The sequence below is a fragment of the Janthinobacterium sp. BHSEK genome (assembly GCF_056174685.1).
This window is the reverse complement of record NZ_JBWBYV010000096.1, coordinates 41,667-67,410: the sequence shown is the minus strand read 5'-3', so window position 1 is coordinate 67,410 and position 25,744 is coordinate 41,667. Positions and strand designations below refer to the sequence as shown.

The following is a 25,744-nucleotide window of genomic DNA, read 5'->3' as shown; positions in this document are numbered from 1 at the left end:
ACACAGACTGCATCGTCAGCGCATACAGCTTTTTTACACTGGTCCCCTTACTTCAAGGATACGCCATGCAAAAAACTCTGTTAGTCAAAGCGTTGATCGTGTTCGGCCTGATGCTGCTGATCGGCCTGCCTTTGCTGATGATTCAGGAAACGATCAAGGAGCGGATGGAATTCCGCCAGGAAGCAGTCAACAGCATCGCCGCCGATTCGGTGCGCGAACAAACCATCATCGGCCCCATCCTGGTGATCCCCTACACGGAGCAGTATGAAGAGCGCGTGGAGGTGGCCAAGGGCGATGACAAGGAAGTGAAAGCGCCCGTACGCACGGAGTTGTTGCACCGCACGGTGCAGCGCCGCCTGCTTGTCTACCCGAACAATTTACTGCTCAACGGTAACATCGACACGGACCGCCGCTACCGCGGCATCCACCAGGTGCTGGTCTACAGCGGCCAGCACGCGTTCAAGGGCGACTTCACGGTGCCGGCCGGCAGCCAGCTGCCGCGCAAGTCGCCGGATTCGCGCGTGACCCTGGGGGCGCCGTTCGTGGCCCTGTCCATCGAGGACGTGCGCGGTATCCGCAACATCCCGAAAATCGACTGGGGCGGCCAGAAGATCGAGTTCGAGCAGGGCAGCGACCTGTTTGCCTTCCGCAGCGGCCTGCATGCGCCGCTGGGCGCCATGCCGCTGGCGGCGCCGCAGCAGGTGCATTTCAGCTTTGACCTGGGCCTCGATGGCATCGAACGCCAGCACTTCGTGCCGGTGGCGAAAAACAGTCAGATCAGCATCAAGTCGAACTGGCCCCATCCGCAGTTTGGCGGACGCTTCCTGCCGTCGCCGAAATTCCGCCAAATCAACGCCGACGGTTTTCAGGTCGAGTGGAGCATCTCCTCGCTGGCCACCAATGCGCAAACGCAGCTGAGCACGATCGAGGGTGAATTCAAGGTGCCCGACAGCGCGCCGCTGGGCCAGATCGACCGCTTCAGCGTGGGCTTCATCGAGCCGGTGAACGTGTATTCGCAATCGGACCGGGCCACCAAATATGGCTTGTTGTTCGTGGCGCTGACCTTTGCCGCCTTCTTCATCTTTGAAATCCTGAAAAGCCTGCCGATCCACCCGGTGCAGTATCTGCTGGTCGGGCTGTCGCTGGTGATCTTCTTCCTGCTGCTGGTGGGCCTGGCGGAACACATCGCCTTCCTGGCCGCCTACCTGATCGCCAGCGCCGCCTGTATCGTGCTGACCAGCTTTTATCTGGCGCACGTGCTGCACAACGCCTGGCGCGGCATCGGCTTCGGCGTGGGGCTGACCATGCTGTATGGCGCCCTGTATGGCTTGCTGAGCTCGGAAAACAATGCGCTGGTGATGGGCAGCATCCTGTTGTTCGCCGTGCTGGCAGTCATCATGGTGGCGACGCGCAAGGTGGACTGGTATCAGATTGGCAAAGGAGCACCGCAAGAGTAAGGCTTAACCGGGCGCCATGCGCCACCTTCCAGCCGGCCCGGACAGCGAAATGCCCGGGCTGGCTTTTGTATTTTGGGCGGGCAGGGCGCGGCATCATAAATTGGTAGTTGGTTGGTATTGTTTACGGTATGCTATTGGCATTGCTTTTTAAGTAATGGCGGGCGCCGCGGCATCCGCCCGGGGCGGTGCGAGGATGGCGTGGCGTCCTGGTTGTTTGTCCATCTGATAAACGGAGATGCAATATGATCAAAAAGACGATGGTTTTTCTGTTTGCGCTGGGCCTGAGCGCCTCGTATGCGTTTGCTGCCGGCGATGTGACGCAGTGCTATAGCGAGTGCGGGCAAAAAGTGGCGAATTGCCGGGCGCACCTCGGCGGCAGCCCCATCTGCGAGGATCTGTACCAGCATTGCCTGATCAACTGCCAGCAATAAGTTTTCCGGGCGCCACGCCCAGGATGTGTGGAGCAGGGCGCGCATGCCATGGCGCGCCCTGCGTGTTTCTGGCATCGCCCGCGAGGCCGCATGCCGTCGTGCTTTGCGCCCGTGAGCTTGCCTTGCGGCAGCGTTTTTCAGGCGCGCCGGCAACTCCCGCAGGGGCGTCGCGCAACACTTTGACATACCTCGTGTTAACTTGTTGCGTCAAGGGTTTTTGTGCTATATACTAGCCGGCTTCGGTATGGATTCGTCTTTTTTGAGTCCTACGTTACTTTGTAGTTAAACAAGCCCCGCCCAATCGCAGGTGGGAATGGAGAAAAAATGAGCCTAGGCCTTCTCGGTCGCAAGGTTGGTATGATGCGCATTTTCACGGATGAAGGGGATTCGATTCCTGTCACCGTGTTGGACGTATCGAACAACCGTGTTGCGCAAATCAAAACCCCTGAAACAGATGGCTACTCCGCTGTTCAGGTCGCATTCGGTCAACGTCGCGCTTCCCGCGTGACCAAAGCTGTTGCTGGTCATCACGCTAAAGCTGGTGTTGAAGCCGGTACTCTGTTGAAAGAGTTCCGTGTCGACGCTGCCAAAGCCGCTGAACTGAAAGCTGGCGATGTTGTCGCTGCTTCCCTGTTCGAAGTCGGTCAAAAGATCGACGTGCAAGGCGTTACCATCGGTAAAGGCTATGCAGGCGTTATCAAACGTTACCACTTCGCTTCCGGCCGTCAAACGCACGGTAACTCGCGTTCGCATAACGTTCCAGGTTCCATCGGTATGGCACAAGATCCAGGTCGCGTTTTCCCTGGTAAGCGCATGACCGGTCATCTGGGTGACGTTAACCGTACGATCCAGAACCTCGTGATCGCCCGTATCGATGCCGACCGTCAGCTGTTGCTGGTCAAAGGCGCGATTCCAGGTGCGAAAAATGGCCAGGTAGTTGTCTCGCCAGCCATCAAAACCAAAGCCAAGAAGGGAGCTTAAACGATGGAACTCAAGCTTCTGAATGCGCAAGGTCAAGCCGCCTCGAACGTTGCTGCAGCCGATACGATTTTCGGCCGTGACTACAATGAAGCGCTGATCCACCAAGTCGTCATCGCTTATCAAGCGAATGCACGTAGTGGTAACCGCAAGCAAAAAGACCGTGAAGAAGTTCACCACACGACGAAAAAGCCATGGCGCCAAAAAGGTACCGGCCGCGCGCGTGCTGGTATGTCGTCGTCGCCACTGTGGCGCGGCGGTGGTCGGATTTTCCCGAACTCGCCTGACGAAAACTTCACCCACAAAGTGAACAAAAAAATGTATCGCGCAGGTATCTGCTCGATCCTGTCGCAGCTGGCTCGCGAAGAGCGCCTGATCGTCATCGACGATCTGACGATCGACGCGCCAAAAACCAAGCTGCTGTCGCAAAAATTGAACGGCCTGGGCTTTGATTCGGTTCTGATCATCACCGACGTTCTGAACGAAAACCTGGAACTGGCATCGCGCAACCTGCCTAACGTACTCGTCGTTGAGCCACGTCACGCAGACCCGATGTCCCTGGTGTTCTACAAGAAGATCCTGGTCACCAAAGCTGCATTGGCCAAGATTGAGGAGATGCTGGCATGAGCGCGATTTTGAAACATAGCGAAGAACGCTTGATGAAGGTGCTGTTGGCGCCCGTGATTTCCGAAAAGGCCACCATGGTCGCGGAAAAGAACGAGCAAATTGTATTCCGCGTACTGCCGGATGCAACCAAGCCTGAAATCAAGGCAGCGGTCGAACTGCTGTTCAAGGTTGAAGTTCTGTCCGTGCAAACTGCAAACCGCGAAGGTAAGCAAAAACGCACCGGCAAGTTCAACGGTCGTCGTAACCATACCAAGCGTGCTTTCGTGTGCCTGAAGCCTGGCCAGGAAATCAACTTCTCCGAGGAGGCTGCATAATGGCACTCGTTAAGATGAAACCAACCTCGCCAGGCCGTCGCGGCATGGTGAAGGTGGTGAATGCCGACCTGTACAAAGGTCGTCCGTTCGCTGCCCTGGTTGAAAAGAAATCCAAGACCGCTGGTCGTAACAACAACGGTCACATCACCACCCGTCATATCGGTGGTGGTCATAAGCAACACTACCGCTTGATCGACTTCAAGCGCACCAAAGATGGTATTCCAGCGAAAGTGGAACGTATCGAATACGATCCAAACCGCACCGCGAATATCGCTCTGTTGTGCTACGCCGACGGCGAACGTCACTACATCATCGCAACCAAAGGCATGGCCGTTGGCGACAGCGTGATGAACGGTTCGGAAGCACCGATCAAATCGGGTAACTGCTTGCCAATCCGTAACATCCCAGTCGGTACCGTGATGCATTGCGTTGAAATGCTGCCAGGTAAAGGTGCCCAAATGGCCCGTACCGCCGGCGCTGGCGTCGTGCTGATGGCGCGTGAAGGTACCTACGCTCAAGTGCGTCTGCGCTCGGGTGAAGTACGTCGCGTGCACATCGAGTGCCGTGCAACGGTTGGTGAAGTCGGCAATGCCGAGCACAGCCTGCGCAAGATCGGTAAAGCTGGCGCGATGCGCTGGCGCGGTGTTCGTCCTACCGTTCGCGGTGTGGTCATGAACCCGGTCGATCACCCGCACGGTGGTGGTGAAGGTAAAACAGCAGCTGGTCGTCATCCAGTTTCGCCTTGGGGCCAACAGACTAAGGGTAAGAAGACACGCAGCAACAAGCGTACTACTTCCATGATCGTCTCGCGCCGCGGCAAGAAATAAGGGGTAGCACATGACACGTTCATTGAAAAAAGGGCCGTTCTGTGACGCCCACCTGGTGAAAAAAGTTGAAGCCGCGCAAGCAGCCAAAGACAAAAAGCCAATCAAAACCTGGTCGCGTCGTTCGACAATCATGCCTGACTTTATCGGCCTGACGATCGCGGTGCATAACGGCAAGCTGCACGTGCCGGTTTATGTTTCCGAAAACATGGTTGGTCACAAGCTCGGCGAATTCGCACTGACCCGTACGTTCAAGGGCCATGCAGCTGACAAAAAGGCTAAGAAATAATGGAAACTAAAGCTATCCTCAAAGGTGTGCGCCTGTCGGACCAAAAGGGCCGCCTGGTTGCTGACCTGATCCGTGGCAAGAAAGTTGACGCTGCACTCAACATCTTGCAATTCAGCCCGAAAAAAGGTGCTGCGATCATCAAGCGCGTTCTGGAATCCGCTATTGCGAATGCCGAGCACAATGATGGCGCGGACATCGACGAATTGTTCGTGAAAACGATCTACGTCGAAAAGGGCCCGGTCCTGAAGCGCTTCACCGCGCGTGCAAAAGGCCGTGGCGACCGTATTTCGAAACAATCCTGTCACGTTTACGTGACTGTCGGTAACTAAGGAGCCACGATGGGTCAGAAAATTCATCCAACCGGTTTCCGTCTGGCGGTCACCCGTAACTGGGCTTCGCGCTGGTATGCAGGCAACGGTAATTTCGCTGCCATGCTGAACGAAGACTTGAAAGCACGTGCTTACCTGAAAAAGAAACTGAAGAACGCTTCCGTTGGCCGCATCGTTATCGAGCGCCCAGCCAAGAACGCGCGCTTCACGATCTACAGCTCGCGTCCAGGCGTGGTCATTGGTAAAAAAGGCGAAGACATCGAAGTACTGAAGTCGGCGCTGACCAAGATCATGGGCGTACCTGTTCACGTGAACATCGAAGAAATTCGCAAGCCTGAAATCGACTCGCAACTGATCGCCGATTCGATCTCGCAGCAGCTGGAAAAACGGATCATGTTCCGCCGCGCCATGAAGCGTGCAATGCAAAATGCAATGCGCCTGGGTGCTCTCGGTATCAAGATCATGTCGTCCGGCCGTCTGAACGGTATCGAAATCGCGCGTAAAGAGTGGTACCGCGAAGGCCGCGTGCCTCTGCATACCCTGCGCGCCGATATCGACTACGGTACCAGCGAAGCGTCGACCACCTACGGCATCATCGGTGTCAAGGTGTGGGTATACAAGGGTGACCGCGCGCCGAACGGCGATGCACCAGTCATCGATACCCCAGCTGACGAGAAGAAAAGCCGCGGCCCACGCCGTGACGATGGCAAGCCAGCTGGCCGTCCACGTCCAGCCGGTGCCGGTGCGAAACCATCCACAGCACCAGGTGCACGTGTGCGTACCGCCGCTAAACCGGCCGCCGCAGCAGCACCAGCTGAGAAAGCAGGAGAATAATCATGCTGCAACCAGCACGCAGAAAGTATCGTAAAGAGCAGAAAGGCCGTAATACCGGTATTTCGCACAGCCGCGGCACCGCCGTGTCGTTTGGCGAATTCGGTCTGAAGGCAGTTGCGCGCGGTCGTATCACTGCGCGTCAAATTGAAGCGGCGCGTCGTGCAATGACGCGTCACATCAAGCGCGGTGGCCGTATCTGGATCCGTATTTTCCCGGACAAACCGATTTCGAACAAACCGGCTGAAGTCCGTATGGGTAACGGTAAGGGTAATCCTGAGTACTACGTCGCTGAAATTCAGCCAGGCAAAGTACTGTACGAAATGGATGGCGTTGATGAAGCGCTGGCACGGGAAGCATTCCGTCTTGCCGCCGCTAAACTGCCACTGGCGACGACGTTTGTCATCCGCCAAGTCGGCCAATAATTGGAGTTGTATATGAAAGCATCTGAACTCCGCGGCAAGGACCAGCCAGCTCTGCAAAAAGAGCTGAATGACCTGTTGAAGGCACAGTTCGGCCTGCGCATGCAAATCGCTACGCAGCAGCTGAGCAACACTTCGCAGCTCAAGAAGGTACGCCGCGATATCGCGCGTGTGAAGACGGTAATGAATCTGAAGGAAGCCAAATGAACGAACCAGTGAAACAGTCGCTCAAGCGCACGCTGATCGGTAAAGTGGTTTCGGACAAGATGGACAAGACCGTTACCGTTCTGATCGAGCGCCACGTAAAACATCCTTTGTATGGCAAGATCATCATGCGCTCGAACAAGTATCACGCGCATGACGAGACCAACCAAGTCAAGGCCGGTGATACGGTCGAGATCCAGGAAGGTCGCCCGATCTCCAAAACGAAGGCATGGACGGTGACACGTGTGGTTCAAGCCGCACCAACCGTTTAAATAAAAACCACCGTTTCGGCGGTGGGTTTTAATTAGTACTTGCAGGCCCGCAAATTGTATGTAATACTTGCGGGCTTCGTTCATGTAACGCCGCAAAGTGTCTGGCCACAGACAGTAGCATTCGCGGTCAGTTGATGTATGAAGGTCATGCACCCAAACAGTGAAGCCCAGCAGGGCGGCTCTGGCGGGACCAAGACTGACCGTGGGTCTACATTGTGTGGATTCTTCGGCTTAAGTTGGGAAAGAGAATACTATGATTCAAACTGAAAGCCGGCTCGAAGTGGCTGACAATACCGGTGCCAAAGAAGTAATGTGCATCAAGGTATTGGGCGGCTCCAAGCGCCGTTATGCTGGCATTGGCGATGTGATCAAGGTAACCGTCAAGGTTGCTGCGCCACGTGGCCGTGTCAAAAAAGGTGAAATTTATAACGCCGTGGTTGTGCGCACCGCTAAAGGTGTTCGCCGCCAAGACGGTTCCCTGGTGAAGTTCGACGGCAATGCCGCCGTTCTGTTGAACGCCAAGCTGGAACCGATCGGTACCCGTATTTTTGGACCTGTCACGCGCGAACTGCGCACTGAGAAGTTCATGAAAATCGTGTCCCTGGCACCGGAAGTCCTGTAAGGAGTCGTAATGGATAAGATTCGTAAAAACGACGAAGTCATCGTTCTGACCGGGAAAGACAAGGGCAAACGTGGTGTGGTACAGCAGCGTATCGATGCTGAACATATCGTGGTTGACGGCATTAACATCGCTAAAAAAGCGACTAAGCCAAACCCGATGACTGGCGTAACTGGTGGTATCGTCGATAAGACCATGCCAATTCACGTGTCCAACGTTGCATTGTTCAATGCAGCGACTGGCAAGGCAGATCGCGTGGGTTTCAAAGAAGTGGATGGCAAAAAAGTCCGCGTCTTTAAATCCTCCGGCGAAGTAGTGAAGGCTTAAGAAATCATGGCACGTCTCCAAGAATTCTATAAAGAAAAAGTCGTTGCCGACCTGACCAGCAAGTTTGGTTACAAGTCGGTAATGGAAGTTCCACGCCTGACCAAGATCACCCTGAACATGGGTGTTGGTGAGGCTATCGCGGATAAAAAAGTTCTCGAGCACGCAGTTGCTGACTTGACCAAGATCGCCGGCCAGAAGCCAGTGACCACCAAGTCCCGCAAAGCGATCGCAGGCTTCAAAATCCGTGAAGGTTACCCGATCGGTACGATGGTCACCCTGCGCGGCGCTCGCATGTACGAGTTCCTGGATCGCTTCATTACCGTGGCTCTGCCGCGCGTACGCGATTTCCGTGGTGTGAACGGCCGTGCATTTGATGGTCGTGGCAACTACAACATCGGTGTCAAGGAACAGATTATTTTCCCTGAAATCGAATACGACAAGATTGACGCGTTGCGCGGTATGAATATCAGCATCACGACAACCGCTAAGACCGATGACGAAGCCAAAGCTTTGCTCGCCGCCTTTAAATTCCCTTTCAGGAACTGATCATGGCCAAACTGTCACTGATTAATCGTGAGATCAAGCGTGCTGACCTGGTGGCGAAATTCGCCCCTAAGCGCGAAGCTCTCAAGGCCATCGTCGATGACCAATCGAAATCGGAAGAAGAGCGCTACGAAGCTCGCCTGAAACTGCAGGCGCTGCCACGTAACTCGAACCCGACGCGTCAACGTAACCGTTGCGCCATCACCGGTCGTCCGCGCGGCACATTCCGTAAATTCGGTCTGGGTCGTATCAAGCTCCGTGAATTCGCCATGCGTGGTGAAATTCCGGGTATGACAAAAGCAAGCTGGTAATAGGAGAATATGCAATGAGTATGAGCGATCCTATCGCCGATATGCTGACCCGCATTCGCAACGCACAAGGCGTGCAAAAAACGACCGTGGCCATGCCATCGTCGAAAGTCAAAATTGCGATTGCCAACGTCCTGAAGGACGAGGGTTACATTGAAGATTTCGCTGTTGCCGAAGCTGGTGGCAAGGCGGAACTGAAGATCGGTTTGAAGTATTATGTTGGCCGTCCCGTTATTGAGCGCTTGGAGCGCGTGTCCCGTCCGGGTCTGCGCGTCTACAAGGGTAAAGACGAGATCCCTGTTGTGATGAATGGCTTGGGTGTGGCGATCGTGTCGACTCCGCAAGGCGTCATGACTGACCGCAAAGCACGCGCTACCGGTGTCGGCGGCGAAGTTATTTGCTACGTGGCTTAAGGAGTTACACATGTCTCGAGTAGCTAAAATGCCTATCGTAGTGCCAGCTGGCGCCGAAGTCGCCATCTCCGCACAAGCGATCACCGTAAAAGGCCCGCTGGGCGTACTTTCCCAAGCCCTCAACGGTCTGGTCAAAGTGGAAAACAATGCAGGAACCCTGAGTTTCGACGTGGCGAACGACAGCCGCGAAGCCAATGCCATGTCCGGCACGCTGCGCGCACTGGTCAACAACATGGTTGTTGGCGTCACCAAGGGTTTCGAGAAAAAGCTGAACCTGGTAGGCGTGGGTTACAAGGCGCAAGCTCAAGGCGACAAGCTGAATCTGTCCCTGGGTTTTTCGCACCCTGTAGTGCATGACATGCCAACCGGCGTTACCTGCGCAACACCAACCCCGACCGAGATCCTGATTAAAGGTATCGACCGTCAACAGGTTGGCCAGGTAGCCGCTGAAGTTCGTGCTTACCGCGCTCCTGAGCCTTATAAAGGCAAGGGCGTTCGCTATGCGGACGAAGTGGTTAAGCTTAAAGAAACCAAGAAGAAGTAATTAGGGGCTGACGATGGATAAGAAAGAATCACGGCTTCGCCGCGGACGCCAAACCCGCATCAAGATTGCGGAATTGAAAGTAAATCGCTTGTCGGTGCATCGCACCAACCTGCACATTTACGCCAACCTGATCAGCCCGGACGCTAAAGTCCTGGTTTCGGCCTCGACGGCTGAAGCGGAAGTTCGCGCTGAACTGGCAGGCCAATCCGGCAAAGGCGGCAATGCCGCTGCTGCAGCCTTGATCGGCAAGCGCGTCGCTGAAAAAGCGTTGAAAGCAGGAATTACCGAAGTTGCGTTCGACCGCTCCGGTTTCCGTTACCACGGCCGTGTGAAAGCGTTGGCAGAAGCCGCACGCGAAGCCGGTCTGAAGTTCTAAGGATCAATCATGGCAAAAATGCAAGCAAAAATGCAAAGCGACAAGCCGGATGATGGCATGCGCGAAAAAATGATCGCGATCAACCGCGTGACCAAAGTGGTCAAGGGTGGTCGTATCATGGGTTTCGCCGCGCTGACCGTAGTTGGTGATGGCGATGGCCGCGTCGGCATGGGCAAGGGCAAATCGAAAGAAGTGCCAGTGGGCGTGCAGAAGGCAATGGAAGAAGCCCGTCGCAACCTGATCAAAGTGCCGCTCAAAAACGGTACCTTGCATCACACGGTTGTTGGTCGTCACGGCGCCTCCAAGGTCCTGATGAACCCAGCCAAGCCGGGTACTGGCGTTATCGCTGGTGGCGCAATGCGCGCTATCTTCGAAGTGATGGGCGTGACGGACGTGGTGGCGAAATCCACCGGTTCGAACAACCCATACAACCTGGTACGCGCTACGCTGGACGGCCTGTCGAAAATGAGCACTGCTTCCGATATCGCTGCCAAGCGCGGCAAGTCGGTCGAAGACATTCTGGCTTAAGGTGGACAAAATGACAAACACAGTCAAAGTGCAATTGGTCAAGGGCTTGATCGGTACGCGCGAATCGCATCGCGCTACCGTGCGCGGTCTGGGTCTGCGTCGTGTAAATTCGGTTTCCGAATTGCAAGACACCCCATCCGTACGCGGCATGATCAATAAAGTATCGTATCTCGTTAAAGTTGTCGGGTAAGCCTTCGGGCTTACACGAACGGAGCAAATCATGGAATTGAATACTATTGCACCAGCCGAAGGCGCTAAGCACTACAAGCGTCGCGTCGGTCGCGGTATCGGCTCCGGCCTGGGTAAAACCTCGGGTCGTGGTCACAAAGGTCAGAAATCGCGTTCGGGCGGCTTTCATAAAGTCGGTTTCGAAGGCGGTCAGATGCCTCTGCAACGCCGTCTGCCTAAGCGCGGTTTCAAATCGATGCACGCCACCTTCAAAGCTGAAGTGCGTCTGTCCGATCTGAACAACCTGGCTGTTGGCGATGTCGACATTCTGGTCTTGAAGCAAGCTGGCGTTCTGGGCGTGTTGGCCCGTGACGTGCGCGTGATCTTGTCCGGCGAAATCACCAAAGCGGTGAATTTGAAGGGCTTGAAAGTGTCCGCTGGCGCGAAAGCCGCCATCGAAGCAGCCGGCGGCTCGGTAGCCTGAGTTGACCGCTAACAGCTTGATCGGAGCGAAAATTGGCGACTAATCCACAACTTGCTAAAAGTGCAGCGGCCGGTTTCCCTTGGGGACGGCTCTGGTTTTTGCTTGGCGCATTGGTGGTTTATCGTATCGGTGCTCACGTCCCGGTTCCCGGGATTGACCCGACACAATTAGCCTCGCTGTTCAAGGAGCACGAAGGCGGCGTCCTGGGCATGTTCAACATGTTCTCGGGCGGTGCCTTGTCTCGTTTTACAGTGTTTGCGCTGGGTATCATGCCTTATATCTCGGCCTCGATCATCATGCAATTGCTGTCGATCGTGTCACCGCAGATGGAAGCGTTGAAAAAAGAAGGCGAAGCAGGTCGTCGCAAGATCACCCAGTACACCCGGTATTTCACGGTTGCCCTGGCACTGTTCCAAGCGTTAGGCATTGCAGTCGCACTGGAGTCGCAAGCTGGTCTGGTGTTGGAACCTGGTCTTGCATTCCGCTTCGTGACGGTCGTCACTTTGTTGACCGGAACAATGTTTTTGATGTGGTTGGGTGAGCAAATTACCGAGCGTGGCTTGGGGAATGGCATCTCGATCATCATTTTTGCCGGGATTGCAGCAGGTCTGCCGTCGGCGTTGGGTGGCTTGTTCACCCAGGTGTCGAATGGTTCGATCGGCAGCTTCAGCGCGATTTTCATCGTGATCCTGGTAGCACTGGTAACGTACTTCGTCGTATTCGTCGAACGTGGTCAGCGCAAAATATTGGTCAATTACGCGAAGCGCCAGGTAGGCAACAAGATTTATGGCGGTCAAACCAGCCATTTGCCGTTGAAGCTGAACATGGCCGGCGTGATCCCGCCGATCTTTGCTTCTTCGATCATCTTGTTCCCGGCCACTATCGTGGACTGGTTTTCAAAGGGCGCCGACAACGCTAACCCTGCGGTGCGGTTCTTGAAAGATTTGGCAGCATCGATGGGGCCTGGTGAGCCTATCCATGCGCTGTTGTACGCAGTGGCGATCGTGTTTTTCTGTTTCTTCTATACAGCGCTGGTATTTAACAGCAAGGAAACAGCGGATAACTTGAAGAAAAGCGGTGCGTTCATTCCCGGGATCCGTCCAGGCGAGCAGACAGCCCGTTACATCGACAAGATCCTGACACGCTTGACACTTGCCGGCGCAGTCTACATCACCCTGGTGTGTTTATTGCCGGAATTTATGCAAGCCCAGTGGAAAGTACCATTCTATTTCGGCGGTACTTCTTTATTGATTATTGTAGTTGTCACCATGGATTTCATGGCGCAAGTACAGAACTACGTGATGTCGCAGCAATATGATTCGCTGCTGCGCAAAGCAAATTTCAAGGGCGGAATTCCGACGCGTTAAGCGCGGTAAACATACCGAATGGCAAAAGACGACGTCATACAGATGCAGGGCGAGATTCTTGAGAATCTCCCAAATGCAACATTTCGAGTGAAGCTGGAGAACGGACACGTGGTGCTCGGGCATATTTCAGGTAAAATGCGGATGAATTATATTCGCATTCTCCCTGGAGACAAGGTGACGGTGGAGTTAACGCCGTACGACCTGAGCCGAGCCCGCATTGTGTTCCGTACCAAGTAACACACTGAATCAAACCAAAGAAGCGAAAGAAAGAGCCCAAAAATGAAAGTTCTCGCATCAGTCAAGCGGATCTGCCGCAACTGCAAGATCATCAAGCGCAAAGGCGTAGTCCGCGTTATCTGCGTGGAACCACGTCACAAGCAGCGTCAAGGTTAATCGAGGAATAACAAATGGCACGTATTGCAGGGGTTAATATCCCAAATCATCAGCATACCGTTATCGGCCTGACGGCCATCTACGGTGTGGGCCGTCCACGCGCAGAGAAAATCTGTGCATCGACCGGTGTAGCAACCAACAAAAAGATCAAAGATCTGGATGACAGCGAACTGGAAAAACTGCGCGATGAAGTAGGTAAATTCATCGTCGAAGGCGATCTGCGTCGTGAACTGTCCATGAACATCAAGCGTTTGATGGATCTGGGTTGCTACCGCGGCATGCGTCATCGTAAGGGTCTGCCTTGCCGTGGCCAGCGTACGCGTACGAACGCACGTACCCGCAAGGGACCGCGTAAAGCCGCTCAATCGCTGAAAAAATAATCCGCTAGGGAATAATTATGGCTAAGTCGCAAAATAACGCCGCATCAGCACGCGTGCGTAAAAAAGTTAAAAAGAACGTCGCTGAAGGCATCGCGCATGTCCACGCTTCGTTCAATAACACCATCATTACCATCACCGATCGTCAAGGCAATGCCTTGTCGTGGGCTACCTCCGGCGGTGCAGGCTTCAAGGGTTCGCGTAAATCGACCCCGTTCGCAGCGCAGGTCGCCGCGGAAGCCGCTGGTAAAGTGGCTGTTGAGTGTGGCGTGAAGAACCTGGAAGTGCGTATCAAGGGCCCAGGTCCTGGTCGTGAATCCGCCGTTCGCGCGCTGAACAACCTGGGTATCAAGATCACCGAGATCCAGGACGTGACGCCGGTACCGCACAACGGTTGCCGTCCACCGAAACGTCGTCGTATCTAAGATAGTGTTGCAGAGGGCGCTTCGGCGCCAGCTGCTTTGCTGTCTGTTGTAACTCAGTACAGTTGTGTGAAAACGCTGGAGCAGGGAGCCGGAAACGGTTATACTGCCCGGCTGTTCTTGCCTGTCAAATCCTGTTTGACGGGTTTTTCGTTTTCAGCCACCGTCTGATTGAAACCAAATCAGACTAGCGCCTAACCGCATCAGTGTGTTTGATCATGCATGTGGCTGGGGCGTTATCATTTAAAAAAAGGAAGTATCGTGGCACGTTATATCGGACCTAAAGCAAAACTTTCCCGCCGTGAAGGTACAGACCTGTTCCTGAAGAGCGCCCGTCGCTCGCTGGACAGCAAGTGCAAACTGGACGTCAAGCCAGGCCAGCACGGTGTCAAATCCGGCGCCCGCACCTCGGACTACGGTAACCAACTGCGCGAAAAGCAAAAAGTCAAGCGCATGTACGGCGTGCTGGAACGTCAATTCCGCCGCTACTTCGCTGAAGCAGACCGTCGTAAAGGCAACACCGGCGAAACGCTGTTGAAGTTGCTGGAAACGCGTCTGGACAACGTTTGCTACCGCATGGGCTTTGGCTCGACCCGCGCTGAAGCGCGTCAATTGGTCAGCCACAAAGCGTTCACCGTGAACGGTATCGTTGTGAACATCGCTTCGTACTCGGTCAAAGTTGGCGACATCATCGCTGTTCGTGAAAAATCGAAAAAGCAAGTGCGTATCGTTGAAGCACTGTCGCTGGCTGAACAAGTTGGCATGCCTAGCTGGGTTTCGGTTGATGCCAAGAAAATGGAAGGTACCTTCAAGTCCCTGCCAGAGCGTAACGAAATCGCTAACGACGTCAACGAATCGCTGATCGTCGAGCTGTACTCGCGTTAATAGTAGTCAGTAGCAAGATCTCCGCCCACTTTGCTTTTGTAAAGTGGGCGTTTCACTAATGCCATCAGCCTTATCGGTGTAATGAGCCGAGGGTATTGAAAAGGACATTTCATGCAAAACAGTTTGTTGAAGCCACGTATTATCGATGTTGAAGCTCTCGGTGCAGGTCACGCCAAGGTCGTGATGGAACCGTTCGAGCGCGGCTATGGCCACACATTGGGTAACGCGTTGCGCCGCGTTCTGCTGTCGTCGATGGTGGGCTACGCGCCGACCGAAGTGACGATCGCCGGCGTCGTCCACGAATATTCCTCCCTCGATGGCGTGCAAGAAGACGTCGTCGATCTGTTGCTGAACTTGAAGGGTGTGGTTTTCAAGGTCCACAACCGCGATTCGGTAACCCTGACCCTGAAAAAAGAAGGCGAAGGCGCGATCCTGGCCTCCGACATCGACCTGCCGCATGACGTCGAACTGATCAACCCTGACCACGTGATCGCCCACCTGACCGCTGGTGGCAAGCTGGACATGCAGATCAAGGTTGAAAAAGGCCGCGGCTACGTTCCTGGTAACGTGCGTCGCCTGTCGGAAGACACGAACAAGACCATCGGCCGCATCATCCTCGATGCATCGTTCTCGCCAGTGCGCCGCGTATCGTACTTCGTTGAATCGGCCCGCGTTGAACAGCGTACTGACCTGGACAAGCTGATCATCAACATCGAAACCAACGGCGTCATCTCGCCGGAAGAAGCGATCCGCCAGTCGGCCCGCGTCCTGGTGGACCAGTTGAATGTGTTCGCTGCCCTGGAAGGCACGGAAGCTGCCGCCGAAGCGCCATCGCGCGCTCCGCTGGTCGATCCTATCCTGTTGCGTCCAGTCGACGACCTGGAGTTGACCGTGCGTTCGGCGAACTGCCTGAAAGCGGAAAACATCTACTACATCGGCGACCTGATCCAACGTTCGGAAAACGAACTGCTGAAAACGCCAAACCTGGGCCGCAAGTCCCTGAACGAAATCAAGGAAGTGCTGGCATCGCGCGGCTTGACCTTGGGCATGAAGCTGGAAAACTGGCCGCCTGCCGGCCTGGAAAAGTAATTCGTAGTCGTAGCAAACTGCCTGGGACAGGTGTCCCAGGCTTTTATTTTGTAGTACCAAACCGGTCCGCGGCTAGTCGGGGTTTCCCGCCCAGCCGATCGAAGAACTGGATTTAAACACTCACCGAAAGGATTTATCATGCGTCACGGTCACGGCCTCCGTAAACTGAATCGTACCTCGTCCCACCGTCTGGCAATGCTGCGCAACATGACAGTATCGCTGCTGCGTCACGAAGCGATCAAAACCACCCTGCCAAAAGCAAAAGAACTGCGCCGCGTTGTCGAGCCAATTCTGACCCTGGGCAAAACCGACTCCCTGGCAAACAAGCGTCTGGCCTTCAACCGCCTGCGCGACCGCGAAATGGTCGTCAAGCTGTTCGCTGAACTGGGCCCACGTTTTGCCAACCGTAACGGTGGTTATGTGCGTATCCTGAAAATGGGTTTCCGCGTCGGCGATAACGCTCCTATGGCGTTCGTTGAACTGATGGATCGTCCAGATACGACCGAAGCAGTTGAAGTTGCTGGCGAGTAATCCCGGTAATTGCATCTGAGAAAGCCAGGCCTAGCCTGGCTTTTTTGTTTTCTGCTGCAGCTATCCTTGCTGCGGTGTACTATTCTTCTTTCGCGCCGGCCCGGCACAAGCGCTGCCTGCTCCGCGCGTCCTCCGTCGAATGGTCGAAAAGGTAGTTCATGTCCCGTTTCCCCTCCAGCGCCTCCGCGCGCGCCGCTCCATTACATCAACTGCTGATCTGGCTTGCCGCCTGTTTGCTGCTGGCCATGGCCGTCTTCGGCGCCAGTCATGCCCGCGCCGACGATGAATTCCTCGATCCGGAACTGGCTTTCAAGTTTTCCGCCCGCATGCAGGATCCGTCCACCATTGCCGTCACCTACGTGATCGCCGATGGCTACTATATGTACCACGAGCGCTTCAAGTTCGAGGCCGTGGGCGCCAAACTGGGCACACCCGTGTATCCCGCCGGCAAGGTCAAGTTCGACGACACCTTCCAGAAGAACGTGGAAACCTTCCGCAAGACCCTGACCATCACCATTCCCGTCGAGGCGGCCGGCGCGTTCACCCTGAAAGCGACGGGACAGGGCTGCTCCGACAAGGGCCTGTGCTATGCGCCGCAGGATGCGACAGCCCAGCTGGTGGGCGGGGGCGGCGGCCAGAGCGTGGCGCCCGGCGCGGGCCTGCCGTCGAAATTCGCCCTGCCGGCCGCGCCGGCAGTCGACACGGCGGCCGTCAACGGCCCGCAGGCGCAGGCGTCGCCCGGCGTGTCCGTGCTGAGCATTCCCCAGGCCGATATCACCAGCACGCCCGAGCCGGTCGCGGCGGCCCCCGTGGCGGCAAGCGCCGCGCCCGCGCAAAGCGAGATGGGCAAGATCGAAGCGGCCTTAAAGGGTGGCAAGTTGCTCGTCATCGTGCCCCTGTTCATGCTGCTGGGCCTGGGCCTGGCGTTTACGCCGTGCGTGCTGCCGATGGTGCCGATTTTGTCGTCGATCATCATCGGCGATGGCGCCAAGGTCAGCCGCTCGCGCGGCTTGCTGCTGTCGCTGACGTACGCGCTGGGCATGGCCATCGTCTACACGGCACTGGGCGTGGCGGCCGGCCTGGCGGGCGAAGGCTTGGCGGCGCAACTGCAAAACCCGTGGGTACTGGGCTTCTTTGCCCTGTTGATGGCGGGCCTGGCGCTGTCGATGTTCGGTTTGTATGAGCTGCAAGTGCCGGCTTTCCTGCAAGGCAAGCTGACGAGCGTATCGAACCAGCAATCGTCGGGCCGCCTGGCGGGCGTGTTCGTGATGGGCGCCATTTCCGCCCTGATCGTGGGACCCTGCGTGGCCGCGCCGCTGGCCGGCGCCTTGCTGTACATCAGCCAGACGCGCGACGTCGTCATCGGCGGCAGCGCCTTGTTTGCCATGGCGGTGGGCATGAGCGTGCCTCTGCTGCTGGTCGGCGTGTCGGCCGGTACCTTGCTGCCCCGCGCCGGCGCGTGGATGGACGCCGTCAAGCGCTTCTTTGGCGTACTGCAGCTGGGCGTGGCCTGGTGGCTGGTCTCGCCCGTGCTGCCGGGCGCCGTGCAGATGCTGGGCTGGACGGTCTTGTTCGTCGGCTATGGCATGTATTTGCTGGTGGGTAAGAGCGGCGCGCAACACGCCTGGGTGGCCAAGGCCTTCGGCCTCGTGTTTGCCGTGCTGGGCGCGATGCAGCTGGTGGGCGTGGCCAGCGGCGGCCGCGACCCGCTGGCGCCGCTGGCGCACCTCGGTGGCGGCCAGGCCCACGCGCAACCGTTTACGCGCGTGAAGACCGTGGCGCAGCTCGATGCGGCGCTGGCCCAGTTGAACGGCAAGCCGGCCTTGCTGGACTTTTATGCGGACTGGTGCGTGTCGTGCATCGAGATGGAAAAACTGACCTTCGTCGATCCCGCCGTGCGCGCGAAGATGGGACAAGCCGTGCTGCTGCAGGTGGACGTGACGGCCAATGATGCGGATGACAAAGCCATGCTGAAACGTTTTCAGCTGTTCGGCCCGCCGGGCATCATCATGTTCAACCCGCAGGGGCAGGAGATCGCCCAGTCGCGTGTGATCGGCTTCCAGAACGCTGCCACCTTCCTGACTTCCTTGCGCAAGCTCGACGAGTAGGACGGGCAGGTCGGGTTAGCCCGTCAGGGCGTAACCCGACGCCACCGCATACGTCGACGATGTTGTCGGATGACGCGGCGTTGCCGCTCATCCGACCTACGTTCAGCCTGCTTTATGGTGCGCGCCATGACCACGATGGCCGCCGCGCATGCCACCATGCTTGCCGCCCGGCACGCTGTCATCAAACACTTTCTTTTGCTCCGGCGTCAGCACGGCATAGAAGGTTTTCAGCGAGGCCAGGCGGCTTTCCTGGCTGGCGATGCGTTCCTTCGACATGGCGATCCATTGCTCCATGCGCTCCGGCGCCGACAGCTTGGCCATCGCTTCGCGCTTGGCTTTCCAGTCGCCCATCGGTTTTTTCGGCGCGCTGGCGGCCGTGAACGTGGCCCAGGCCGGTTCCTGCGCGGCCGTCAGCTTCAGCTTGTCGTGCAGGCGGGCCTGGTACTTGGCCATGCGTTCGGCCGGGTTGCTTGCGCGGTGCTGGCCGCGCTGGCCTTCATGTTGCATCTTGGTGCCGGCGGCAGGCGCGCTGGCGGCCGCTTCCTGGGCGTGAACGGTCAGCGATGCCGCACCCATGCCGAGTACGCTCATGGCGATGATCAAATTCTTGCGCAAGGTTGTCATTGAGGCGTTCATCTGGATTCCTTTGTAAAAGTGAGGGATGTGCATGCTGCTGCACATGAAGCCATGTTGGACGCGCCATGTTTCCCCGAAGTGTCCGCTGCCAGACAGTTTGTATCTATATGTTTCTTCGGGTCTTCTATATACAAGACGATACAAATGCGTTGTGCAAGGGCAGGGGAAGTGGGGATAATTCGTACCATGGAACCCACTTCTACAATTCTCATCGTCGACGACGACCGCGATATCCGCAGCTTGCTGGCGGACTACCTGGAAACGAATGCCTACCGCACCCTGGGCGCGGCAGATGGCACGGCCATGTGGAAAATCCTCGATGAAACGCGGCCCGATCTGATCGTGCTCGATTTGAACCTGCCAGGCGACGACGGCCTGACCTTGTGCCGCAAGCTGCGCGCCCAATCGACGGTGCCGGTGATCATGTTGACGGCGCGCAATGAGCCGCTGGACCGCATCCTGGGCCTGGAAATGGGCGCCGACGATTATCTGCCGAAACCGTTCGAGCCCCGTGAATTGTTGGCGCGCATACGCAGCGTGCTGCGCCGCAGCCACGCCATGCCGTCGAACGTGCCGTCGGACAAGGCCCAGCAAATCCGTTTTTCCGGTTGGACGCTGGACCTCACGGCGCGCCACCTGCTCAATCCCAGCGGCCTGGTGATCATGCTGTCGGGCGCGGAGTTCCGCTTGCTGCGCGTCTTCCTGGAACACCCGAACCGCGTGCTGAACCGCGATCAGCTGCTGAACCTGACGCAGGGCCGCGACGCCGACCCGTTCGACCGCTCGATCGATATCCAGATCAGCCGCCTGCGGCAAAAGCTCGGTGAAGATGCCCGTTTGCCGCAGATCATCAAGACCGTGCGCAACGGCGGCTACGTGCTGGCCGGCCAGGTCAATGTGGAGCCGCACGCGTGAAGGCCTTCCTGGGATCGATGACGGGCCGTGTCTTCATGTTTTTGCTGATCGGCATCGTCGCTTCGGCCGCGCTGACGCAGTGGCTGGCCGTGGGCGAACGCCAGCGCGCCATCGAACAATACCGCGATTACCACGCCGTCGAGCGGGCCGAGCAGCTGGTGATGGCGGCCGACGTGGTGCCGCTGGCCTCGCGCGCCGCCTACCTGAAGGTGGCCAACAAGGGCAGCGTGCGTCTGGAATTGCGTCCCGACACGGAACATACGCCCGGCGCGCCGACGGAATTTTCCACCGCCCTGCAAGCCAAGCTGGGCGAGGGTTTCAAGGTCAGCGCGCTGGCCGAACGCCCGGACGCCTGCGTCAAGCCGCGCCAGTCGCCGGGCAAGTTCGGCGCCAAGCCATGGGGCGGTACCTGCGAAAACCTCGACGTGCGCATGCAGGATGGCCACGTGCTGCGCCTGATGGTCTTGCCGCCGCGCCAGCAGCCGCCGTTCAATGAACACAACGACTGGATGACCCTGCTGCCTTTCCTGATCAGCATCGCCATCCTGGCCTACCTCGTCACGCGCATGACCATGCGCCCGCTCAAGCAGCTGGCGCAGGCGGCGAAAGACCTGGGCAATGACATCAACCACCCGCCGCTGACCTTGTCCGGGGCCAGCGAGATCCGCCAGGCCAGCGCCGCCTTCAATGCCATGCAGGCGCGCATCCGCCAGCACATTTCCCAGCGCACGCAAATGCTGGCCGCCATCACGCACGATTTGCAGACGCCGCTGACGCGCTTGCGCCTGCGCTTGGAAAAAGTGGCGGATACGGAACTGCATGACCGCCTGGTGGGCGACCTGTCGGCCATGCAGAGCATGGTCAAGGAAGGGCTGGACCTGGCCCGCTCGATGGATAGCACGGAAGCGATGCAGGCGCTCGATCTCGATTCCCTGTTGGATAGCGTCTGCTCCGACGCGGCCGATGCCGGCCAGAAGGTCACCCTCAGTGGACAGGCAGGCATGGCCTTGATGGCGCGCCCGATCGCCATGCGGCGCTGCCTGGTGAACTTGATCGACAATGCCGTCAAATACGGCCAGTACGCGCAGGTGACCGTCGAGCGCATCGCCGGTGCCGCACGCATCCGCATCCGCGATGGCGGGCCGGGTATTGCGCCCGATCAACTGGCCAAGGTGTTCGAACCGTTTTACCGGATAGAAACCTCGCGCTCGCGCGAATCGGGCGGCACGGGCCTGGGCCTGACCATCGCGCGCAATATCGCCGAGCAGCATGGCGCCACGGTCTTGCTGGCCAATCATGTCGACGGTGGACTGGAAGTCACCCTCATCGTGCCAGAGTATTACGCAGGAAAGTGAGCATTTCCATGCGACAATATTGCGCGTTAGGCCTCCCTGGCAACTACATTCAACCTGCAGCCCTGCGCTGCGACAGCGTGACAGAACAATGAAAAAGACTAGTCTGGCAATCCTCGTGGGTGCTGCCCTGTGTATCGGTGGCGGCATCTGGTATTTCAATCATCAGCCAGGCAAAGCAGCCGCTGGGCAGGATGGCAAAGGGGGCAAGGGCGGGCAGGCGCCGACGACGGTGAGCGTGGTCGCGCCCGTGCGCCAGGACGTGCCGATGCTGCTGCAAGCCAATGGCAGCGTGACGCCGATCAGCAGCGTCGACCTGCATCCGCAGACGACCAGCACGATTACCAAGGTGCACATCCGCGAAGGCCAGTTCGTCAAGCAGGGCGAGCTGATGTTCACGCTGGACGCCCGCAGCGAGCACGCGAATGTCGATAAGGCGCAGGCGCAGGTGCTGCGTGACCGCGCCTCGGTAGCCGATCTCGAACGCCAGCTTAAGCGCAACCAGGATTTGCTGAGCAAGAATTTCATCGCCCAGGGCGCCGTGGACACCCTGCAAAGCCAGCTCGACGCGGCACGCGCCTTGCTGGCCGCTGACCAGGCCGCCTTGCGCGCCGCCCAGGTCGACTCCAGCTACACCGTCTTGCGCGCGCCGCAGAGCGGCCGCGTGGGCGCCATCAATGTGTATCCGGGCAGCCTGGTGCAGCCGGCCACGTCGCTGACCAGCATCACCCAGCTTGACCCGATCGACGTGGTCTTTACCTTGCCGGAAAGCAGTCTGTCGGGCTTGCTGGCGGCGCAGAAGGCGGGCGAGGTGCCTGTCAAGGCGCTGCTGTCGGACGCGGGCGGCAAGCAGTTGGAAGGTAGACTGAACTTTATCGACAATGCCGTCGATCCCGCCACCGGCGTGATCAAGGTCAAGGCCCGCTTCAACAATGGCGGCACCGACCTGTGGCCAGGCCAGTACGTGAATACGCAGCTGACCGTGCGCACCCTCAAGGATGCGCTCGTCATTCCGCAAAACGCCATCATCACGAGTACCACCGGCACCTTTGTGTACGCGATGGAGGCGGACAACACAGCCAGGATGCGCAAGATTGCCCGCGTGTATGCATTCGGACCGAGCGCCGTCGTCACCGGCTTGGCGGGCGATGAAAAAGTCATCGTCGACGGCAAGCAGAACTTGCGCCCGGGTAGCAAGGTGCGCCTGGCGGAAAAACACAAGGCCGCCGACGGCGCCGCCGCACCGCAGGGCAAGCCAGCATGAACCTGTCCGAACTGAGCATCCGCCGCCCCGTCATGGTGGTGCTGCTATCCCTCTCCATCATCCTGGCCGGCGTGCTGGCCTACCTGCAAATTCCCGTGGCGGCCTTGCCGAGCTACAACACGCCCGTCATCAACGTCAGCGCCGACCTGGCTGGTGCCAGCCCGGAAACCATGGCGTCCTCGGTGGCCTTGCCGCTGGAAAAGCAGTTTTCCACCATTTCAGGCTTGAGCCTGATTACCTCCACGAGTACCCTGGGCAATACCTCGCTGACCCTGGAGTTTGACGCCAGCATCAATGTCAACGAGGCGGCCGTCGACGTGCAGGCGGCCCTGCTGCGCGCGCAGCGCCAGTTGCCGACGGAAATGACGGACTTGCCGTCTTACCGCAAGGTCAATCCGGCCGATGCGCCGGTGCTGTTCATCCAGATGACGTCGCCCTCGCTGAACTTGTCGGACCTCAACGATTATGCGGAAAACCTGATCGCGCCCAGCCTGTCGACCTTGCCCGGCGTAGCCCAGGTCATCGTCAATGGCCAGAAACGCTTCGCCGTGCGCGTGCGGGCCCGTGCCGACCTGATGAATGCGCGCAACCTGACGATGGACGAGCTGGCTGTTGCCTTGCGCACCTCGAACACGAATTCTCCGCTGGGCATCCTTGACGGCCCCAGCCAGACCCTGACCATCCAGGGCAATCCGCAAATGATGAAAGCGGCCGATTTTGCCGAATTGATCGTTGCCAGCCGCAATGGCCAGCCCGTGCGTCTGAAAGACGTGGCCGAGGTGGAAGACAGCTTTCAATCGATCAAGTCCGTCGGCAGTTTCAATGGCGAGCGCTCGATCAGTCTGATGGTGCAGCGCCAGCCGGACGCCAACACCGTGCAAGTGGTCGACGGCGTGCGCCGTCTGTTGCCCGGTTTCAAGGAGCAATTGCCGCAGTCGATACAGATCAGCCTGGTCAACGACCGTTCGCTGTCGATCCGCGAAGCCATCCACGACGTCAATCTGACCCTGGCCCTGACGGTGGTGCTGGTGGTGCTGGTGATCTTTTTGTTCCTGCACCGCGCGGCAGCGACCTTCATTCCGGCCGTCACCATGCCGATCTCGCTGCTCGGCGCGCTGGCTCTGCTGTACTGGCTCGGCTACAGCCTCGACAACGTGTCCCTGCTGGGCATCACCCTGGCCGTCGGTCTCGTCGTCGACGATGCCATCGTGGTGCTGGAAAACATCGTGCGCCATATCGAGATGGGCAAGAAACCGATACGCGCAGCCCTGGAAGGGGCGAAAGAGATGGGCTTTACCATCATCTCGATTTCCGTTTCGCTGGTGGCCGTGTTCATCCCCATCTTCTTCATGCCGGGCGTGATCGGCTTGCTGTTCCACGAGTTTGCCGTCGTCGTCTCGCTGGCCGTGCTGGTGTCCGCCGTCGTGTCGCTGACCCTGGTGCCGATGCTGGCCAGCCGCTTCCTGCCGGCCGATTCGCGCGAGCACAATGACAGCGACCCCAGCCATGGCGAGAAAACCTTCATCGGCCGCCATTTCGAAGCCGGTTTCACGAAATTGCGCAACGGCTATGTGCATCTGCTCGACAAGGCCCTGGCGCACCGCAACGTGGTGCTGTTCGTTGCCGTATGCACCTTTGCGCTGACGGTGCTGCTGTACGCGACCATTCCCAAAGGTTTCTTCCCCGAGGAGGACCTGGGCCAGATCCAGGTGAATACGGAAGCGTCGGAAGACATCTCATCTGCGGCATTGCAGGACTTGCAAGCGCGCGTGGCGGCCGTGCTCAAGGCGGACCCGAGCGTGCAGGACGTCACGTCGTTCGTCGGCGGCGGCAACACGGGCCGCATGTTCATGGTGCTGAAACCGCGCAACGAACGGCCGAAAATGCCCGTGGTGCTGGAAAACCTGCGCCGCGCGACGAGCGCCGTGCCCGGCATGGCCGTGTATTTCCGTCCCGTGCAAAACTTGCAGCTGGGCGGACGCCAGAGCAAGAGCCGCTACCAGTACACTTTGCAAAGCGTCAGTCCCGACGCCTTGAATGACTGGGCGGAAAAGTTTATTGCAGGCATGCGCGCCGACCCGGCCTTCCGCGACGTCACCAGCGATTCGCAGATCAAGGGCTTGCAGGCGTCGCTCCGGATCGACCGCGACAAGGCCAATCTGCTGGGTGTGCAGATGTCCGACATCCGCACGGCCCTGTACAGCGCCTTTGGCGAGCGGCAAGTATCGACCATCTATTCCTCGGCGGCCAGCTATTACGTGATCCTGGAAGCGGCCACGGCGGACCGCCAGTATGACGATGCGCTCACGCGCGTCTCCGTGCGCAGCAAGTCGGGCGAGCTGGTGAAACTGTCGAGTATTGCTTATGTGGAACGCACGATCGGTCCCACCTCCGTCAATCACCAGGGGCAGCTGCAAGCCGTGACCATCGCCTTCAACCTGGCGCCGGACGTGCCGCTGGGCATCGCCACAGGCAAGATCGACGCGATGGCCAAGGACATGAGCTTGCCGGCCTCCATCATCACACGCTATGGCGGCGACGCGGCCGTGTTCCAGAGCTCGCAATCGAGCCAGATCATCCTCATCATTGCCGCGCTGGGCGTGATCTATGTGCTGCTCGGCGTGCTGTATGAAAGCTATATCCACCCGCTGACCATCCTGGCCGGCTTGCCGTCGGCGGCCGTGGGGGCGCTGCTGACCCTGCGCCTGTTCGGCATGGACCTGACCATGATCGCCATCATCGGCATTTTGATGCTGATCGGCATCGTCAAGAAAAACGCCATCATGATGATCGACTTCGCCCTGCATGCGCAGCGCAATGAAGGCATGAGCCCGTCTGAAGCCATCCGCCAGGCCTGCATCCTGCGTTTTCGTCCCATCATGATGACGACGGCGGCGGCCCTGATGGGCGCCTTGCCGATCGCCCTGGGCCTGGGCGCCGGCGCCGAGCTGCGCCAGCCGCTGGGCCTGGCCGTGGTCGGCGGGTTGCTGTTTTCGCAAGTGATTACCCTGTTCATCACCCCCGTCATCTATTTGTTCCTGGACAAGTACAGCGGCACGGGGCCGATGACGGACGAGCAACTGGTGGCGCTCGACAACCAGGCCTGAGCCGCCACAC

Annotated in this window: 36 protein-coding genes; 35 read left to right on the top strand and 1 reads right to left on the bottom strand. The window is 58.0% G+C overall.

Annotated elements, in window-relative coordinates:
• Positions 1–65: 65 nt before the first annotated feature.
• The 31 genes from creD to dsbD all read left to right on the top strand — a co-directional run bounded on the left by creD (position 66) and on the right by dsbD (position 18,460).
• Positions 66–1,457, top strand: a complete 1,392-nt coding sequence (gene creD, locus AC0V2Y_RS26185) for a cell envelope integrity protein CreD (protein ID WP_475413738.1) — start codon at positions 66–68, stop codon at positions 1,455–1,457.
• Between the two features lie 242 nt (positions 1,458–1,699).
• On the top strand, positions 1,700–1,888 hold the full coding sequence (locus AC0V2Y_RS26180; RefSeq protein WP_475413739.1) for a hypothetical protein: 189 nt from the start codon (positions 1,700–1,702) through the stop codon (positions 1,886–1,888).
• A 324-nt stretch (positions 1,889–2,212) separates the two neighbouring features.
• Complete coding sequence (rplC, locus tag AC0V2Y_RS26175; protein WP_076565200.1) at positions 2,213–2,869, top strand: 50S ribosomal protein L3; 657 nt, start codon at positions 2,213–2,215, stop codon at positions 2,867–2,869.
• A 3-nt stretch (positions 2,870–2,872) separates the two neighbouring features.
• On the top strand, positions 2,873–3,493 hold the full coding sequence (rplD, locus tag AC0V2Y_RS26170; RefSeq protein ID WP_034753197.1) for a 50S ribosomal protein L4: 621 nt from the start codon (positions 2,873–2,875) through the stop codon (positions 3,491–3,493).
• Positions 3,490–3,807, top strand: coding sequence for a 50S ribosomal protein L23 (rplW, locus tag AC0V2Y_RS26165; RefSeq protein WP_010394398.1), 318 nt, complete (start codon positions 3,490–3,492; stop codon positions 3,805–3,807). Before rplD ends, rplW begins: the two co-directional genes overlap by 4 nt.
• Complete coding sequence (gene rplB / locus AC0V2Y_RS26160; RefSeq protein WP_034753198.1) at positions 3,807–4,634, top strand: 50S ribosomal protein L2; 828 nt, start codon at positions 3,807–3,809, stop codon at positions 4,632–4,634. The genes rplW and rplB overlap by 1 nt, the downstream gene beginning before the upstream one ends.
• A 10-nt stretch (positions 4,635–4,644) precedes the next feature.
• Complete coding sequence (rpsS, locus tag AC0V2Y_RS26155) at positions 4,645–4,920, top strand: 30S ribosomal protein S19 (RefSeq protein WP_008444295.1); 276 nt, start codon at positions 4,645–4,647, stop codon at positions 4,918–4,920.
• Positions 4,917–5,249 (top strand): 50S ribosomal protein L22, encoded by a 333-nt coding sequence (gene rplV, locus AC0V2Y_RS26150; RefSeq protein WP_170840583.1) that lies wholly within the window; start codon positions 4,917–4,919, stop codon positions 5,247–5,249. The genes rpsS and rplV overlap by 4 nt, the downstream gene beginning before the upstream one ends.
• Before the next feature lie 9 nt (positions 5,250–5,258).
• A complete protein-coding gene (gene rpsC / locus AC0V2Y_RS26145; protein WP_092718261.1) occupies positions 5,259–6,083 on the top strand; it encodes a 30S ribosomal protein S3 in 825 nt (274 codons plus the stop codon).
• Between the two features lie 2 nt (positions 6,084–6,085).
• Positions 6,086–6,505, top strand: a complete 420-nt coding sequence (gene rplP / locus AC0V2Y_RS26140; RefSeq protein WP_034753201.1) for a 50S ribosomal protein L16 — start codon at positions 6,086–6,088, stop codon at positions 6,503–6,505.
• A gap of 12 nt (positions 6,506–6,517) precedes the next feature.
• On the top strand, positions 6,518–6,709 hold the full coding sequence (gene rpmC, locus AC0V2Y_RS26135) for a 50S ribosomal protein L29 (protein ID WP_010394412.1): 192 nt from the start codon (positions 6,518–6,520) through the stop codon (positions 6,707–6,709).
• Complete coding sequence (rpsQ, locus tag AC0V2Y_RS26130) at positions 6,706–6,978, top strand: 30S ribosomal protein S17 (protein ID WP_010394415.1); 273 nt, start codon at positions 6,706–6,708, stop codon at positions 6,976–6,978. The genes rpmC and rpsQ overlap by 4 nt, the downstream gene beginning before the upstream one ends.
• A 253-nt stretch (positions 6,979–7,231) precedes the next feature.
• Positions 7,232–7,600: a 50S ribosomal protein L14 gene (gene rplN, locus AC0V2Y_RS26125; protein ID WP_008444317.1), complete on the top strand. Its 369-nt coding sequence runs from the start codon at positions 7,232–7,234 to the stop codon at positions 7,598–7,600.
• Between the two features lie 9 nt (positions 7,601–7,609).
• Positions 7,610–7,924: a 50S ribosomal protein L24 gene (gene rplX, locus AC0V2Y_RS26120; protein ID WP_010394419.1), complete on the top strand. Its 315-nt coding sequence runs from the start codon at positions 7,610–7,612 to the stop codon at positions 7,922–7,924.
• A 6-nt stretch (positions 7,925–7,930) separates the two neighbouring features.
• Positions 7,931–8,470, top strand: a complete 540-nt coding sequence (gene rplE / locus AC0V2Y_RS26115; protein WP_010394421.1) for a 50S ribosomal protein L5 — start codon at positions 7,931–7,933, stop codon at positions 8,468–8,470.
• A gap of 2 nt (positions 8,471–8,472) precedes the next feature.
• Positions 8,473–8,778, top strand: a complete 306-nt coding sequence (rpsN, locus tag AC0V2Y_RS26110; RefSeq protein ID WP_010394423.1) for a 30S ribosomal protein S14 — start codon at positions 8,473–8,475, stop codon at positions 8,776–8,778.
• A 14-nt stretch (positions 8,779–8,792) separates the two neighbouring features.
• Complete coding sequence (gene rpsH / locus AC0V2Y_RS26105; RefSeq protein WP_071325662.1) at positions 8,793–9,188, top strand: 30S ribosomal protein S8; 396 nt, start codon at positions 8,793–8,795, stop codon at positions 9,186–9,188.
• Positions 9,189–9,198: 10 nt separating this feature from the next.
• Entirely contained in the window at positions 9,199–9,732 is a 534-nt protein-coding gene (gene rplF, locus AC0V2Y_RS26100; RefSeq protein ID WP_475413740.1) for a 50S ribosomal protein L6, read from the top strand.
• 13 nt (positions 9,733–9,745) lie between these two features.
• Positions 9,746–10,108, top strand: coding sequence for a 50S ribosomal protein L18 (rplR, locus tag AC0V2Y_RS26095; RefSeq protein WP_010394431.1), 363 nt, complete (start codon positions 9,746–9,748; stop codon positions 10,106–10,108).
• 9 nt (positions 10,109–10,117) lie between these two features.
• Positions 10,118–10,636 (top strand): 30S ribosomal protein S5, encoded by a 519-nt coding sequence (rpsE, locus tag AC0V2Y_RS26090; protein WP_010394433.1) that lies wholly within the window; start codon positions 10,118–10,120, stop codon positions 10,634–10,636.
• 10 nt (positions 10,637–10,646) lie between these two features.
• The gene (rpmD, locus tag AC0V2Y_RS26085; RefSeq protein ID WP_010394435.1) at positions 10,647–10,826 is read left to right on the top strand and encodes a 50S ribosomal protein L30; all 180 of its coding nucleotides are present in this window, start codon (positions 10,647–10,649) and stop codon (positions 10,824–10,826) included.
• A gap of 30 nt (positions 10,827–10,856) precedes the next feature.
• Positions 10,857–11,288, top strand: coding sequence for a 50S ribosomal protein L15 (gene rplO / locus AC0V2Y_RS26080; protein WP_034753211.1), 432 nt, complete (start codon positions 10,857–10,859; stop codon positions 11,286–11,288).
• 32 nt (positions 11,289–11,320) lie between these two features.
• Positions 11,321–12,655 (top strand): preprotein translocase subunit SecY, encoded by a 1,335-nt coding sequence (gene secY, locus AC0V2Y_RS26075; protein WP_010394438.1) that lies wholly within the window; start codon positions 11,321–11,323, stop codon positions 12,653–12,655.
• An 18-nt stretch (positions 12,656–12,673) separates the two neighbouring features.
• Positions 12,674–12,892 carry a translation initiation factor IF-1 gene (infA, locus tag AC0V2Y_RS26070; protein ID WP_005663428.1) on the top strand — a complete coding sequence of 73 codons (219 nt, stop codon included), beginning with the start codon at positions 12,674–12,676 and terminating at the stop codon, positions 12,890–12,892.
• Positions 12,893–12,934: 42 nt separating this feature from the next.
• On the top strand, positions 12,935–13,048 hold the full coding sequence (gene rpmJ / locus AC0V2Y_RS26065; RefSeq protein WP_010394471.1) for a 50S ribosomal protein L36: 114 nt from the start codon (positions 12,935–12,937) through the stop codon (positions 13,046–13,048).
• A 14-nt stretch (positions 13,049–13,062) separates the two neighbouring features.
• Complete coding sequence (gene rpsM / locus AC0V2Y_RS26060) at positions 13,063–13,428, top strand: 30S ribosomal protein S13 (protein ID WP_046681666.1); 366 nt, start codon at positions 13,063–13,065, stop codon at positions 13,426–13,428.
• Positions 13,429–13,445: 17 nt separating this feature from the next.
• Complete coding sequence (gene rpsK / locus AC0V2Y_RS26055; protein ID WP_010394475.1) at positions 13,446–13,850, top strand: 30S ribosomal protein S11; 405 nt, start codon at positions 13,446–13,448, stop codon at positions 13,848–13,850.
• Positions 13,851–14,108: 258 nt separating this feature from the next.
• Positions 14,109–14,732: a 30S ribosomal protein S4 gene (rpsD, locus tag AC0V2Y_RS26050; RefSeq protein WP_038496998.1), complete on the top strand. Its 624-nt coding sequence runs from the start codon at positions 14,109–14,111 to the stop codon at positions 14,730–14,732.
• Positions 14,733–14,843: 111 nt separating this feature from the next.
• Complete coding sequence (locus tag AC0V2Y_RS26045) at positions 14,844–15,821, top strand: DNA-directed RNA polymerase subunit alpha (RefSeq protein ID WP_008444343.1); 978 nt, start codon at positions 14,844–14,846, stop codon at positions 15,819–15,821.
• Between the two features lie 138 nt (positions 15,822–15,959).
• A complete protein-coding gene (rplQ, locus tag AC0V2Y_RS26040; RefSeq protein WP_034753219.1) occupies positions 15,960–16,352 on the top strand; it encodes a 50S ribosomal protein L17 in 393 nt (130 codons plus the stop codon).
• Between the two features lie 158 nt (positions 16,353–16,510).
• The gene (gene dsbD, locus AC0V2Y_RS26035) at positions 16,511–18,460 is read left to right on the top strand and encodes a protein-disulfide reductase DsbD (RefSeq protein WP_475413741.1); all 1,950 of its coding nucleotides are present in this window, start codon (positions 16,511–16,513) and stop codon (positions 18,458–18,460) included.
• 102 nt (positions 18,461–18,562) lie between these two features.
• Here the strand turns inward: dsbD and AC0V2Y_RS26030 are convergent, their stop codons facing one another.
• Positions 18,563–19,096, bottom strand: a complete 534-nt coding sequence (locus AC0V2Y_RS26030; RefSeq protein ID WP_475413742.1) for a Spy/CpxP family protein refolding chaperone — start codon at positions 19,094–19,096, stop codon at positions 18,563–18,565.
• A gap of 186 nt (positions 19,097–19,282) precedes the next feature.
• Between AC0V2Y_RS26030 and AC0V2Y_RS26025 the strand changes: the two genes are divergently transcribed.
• The 4 genes from AC0V2Y_RS26025 to AC0V2Y_RS26010 all read left to right on the top strand — a co-directional run bounded on the left by AC0V2Y_RS26025 (position 19,283) and on the right by AC0V2Y_RS26010 (position 25,734).
• Complete coding sequence (locus tag AC0V2Y_RS26025; RefSeq protein WP_034753223.1) at positions 19,283–20,011, top strand: response regulator; 729 nt, start codon at positions 19,283–19,285, stop codon at positions 20,009–20,011.
• Positions 20,008–21,366 (top strand): ATP-binding protein, encoded by a 1,359-nt coding sequence (locus AC0V2Y_RS26020; RefSeq protein WP_475413743.1) that lies wholly within the window; start codon positions 20,008–20,010, stop codon positions 21,364–21,366. The genes AC0V2Y_RS26025 and AC0V2Y_RS26020 overlap by 4 nt, the downstream gene beginning before the upstream one ends.
• 88 nt (positions 21,367–21,454) lie before the next feature.
• Positions 21,455–22,627, top strand: a complete 1,173-nt coding sequence (locus AC0V2Y_RS26015) for an efflux RND transporter periplasmic adaptor subunit (protein WP_475413744.1) — start codon at positions 21,455–21,457, stop codon at positions 22,625–22,627.
• Positions 22,624–25,734: an efflux RND transporter permease subunit gene (locus AC0V2Y_RS26010; RefSeq protein ID WP_475413745.1), complete on the top strand. Its 3,111-nt coding sequence runs from the start codon at positions 22,624–22,626 to the stop codon at positions 25,732–25,734. Before AC0V2Y_RS26015 ends, AC0V2Y_RS26010 begins: the two co-directional genes overlap by 4 nt.
• The last annotated feature ends 10 nt before the right edge of the window (positions 25,735–25,744 follow it).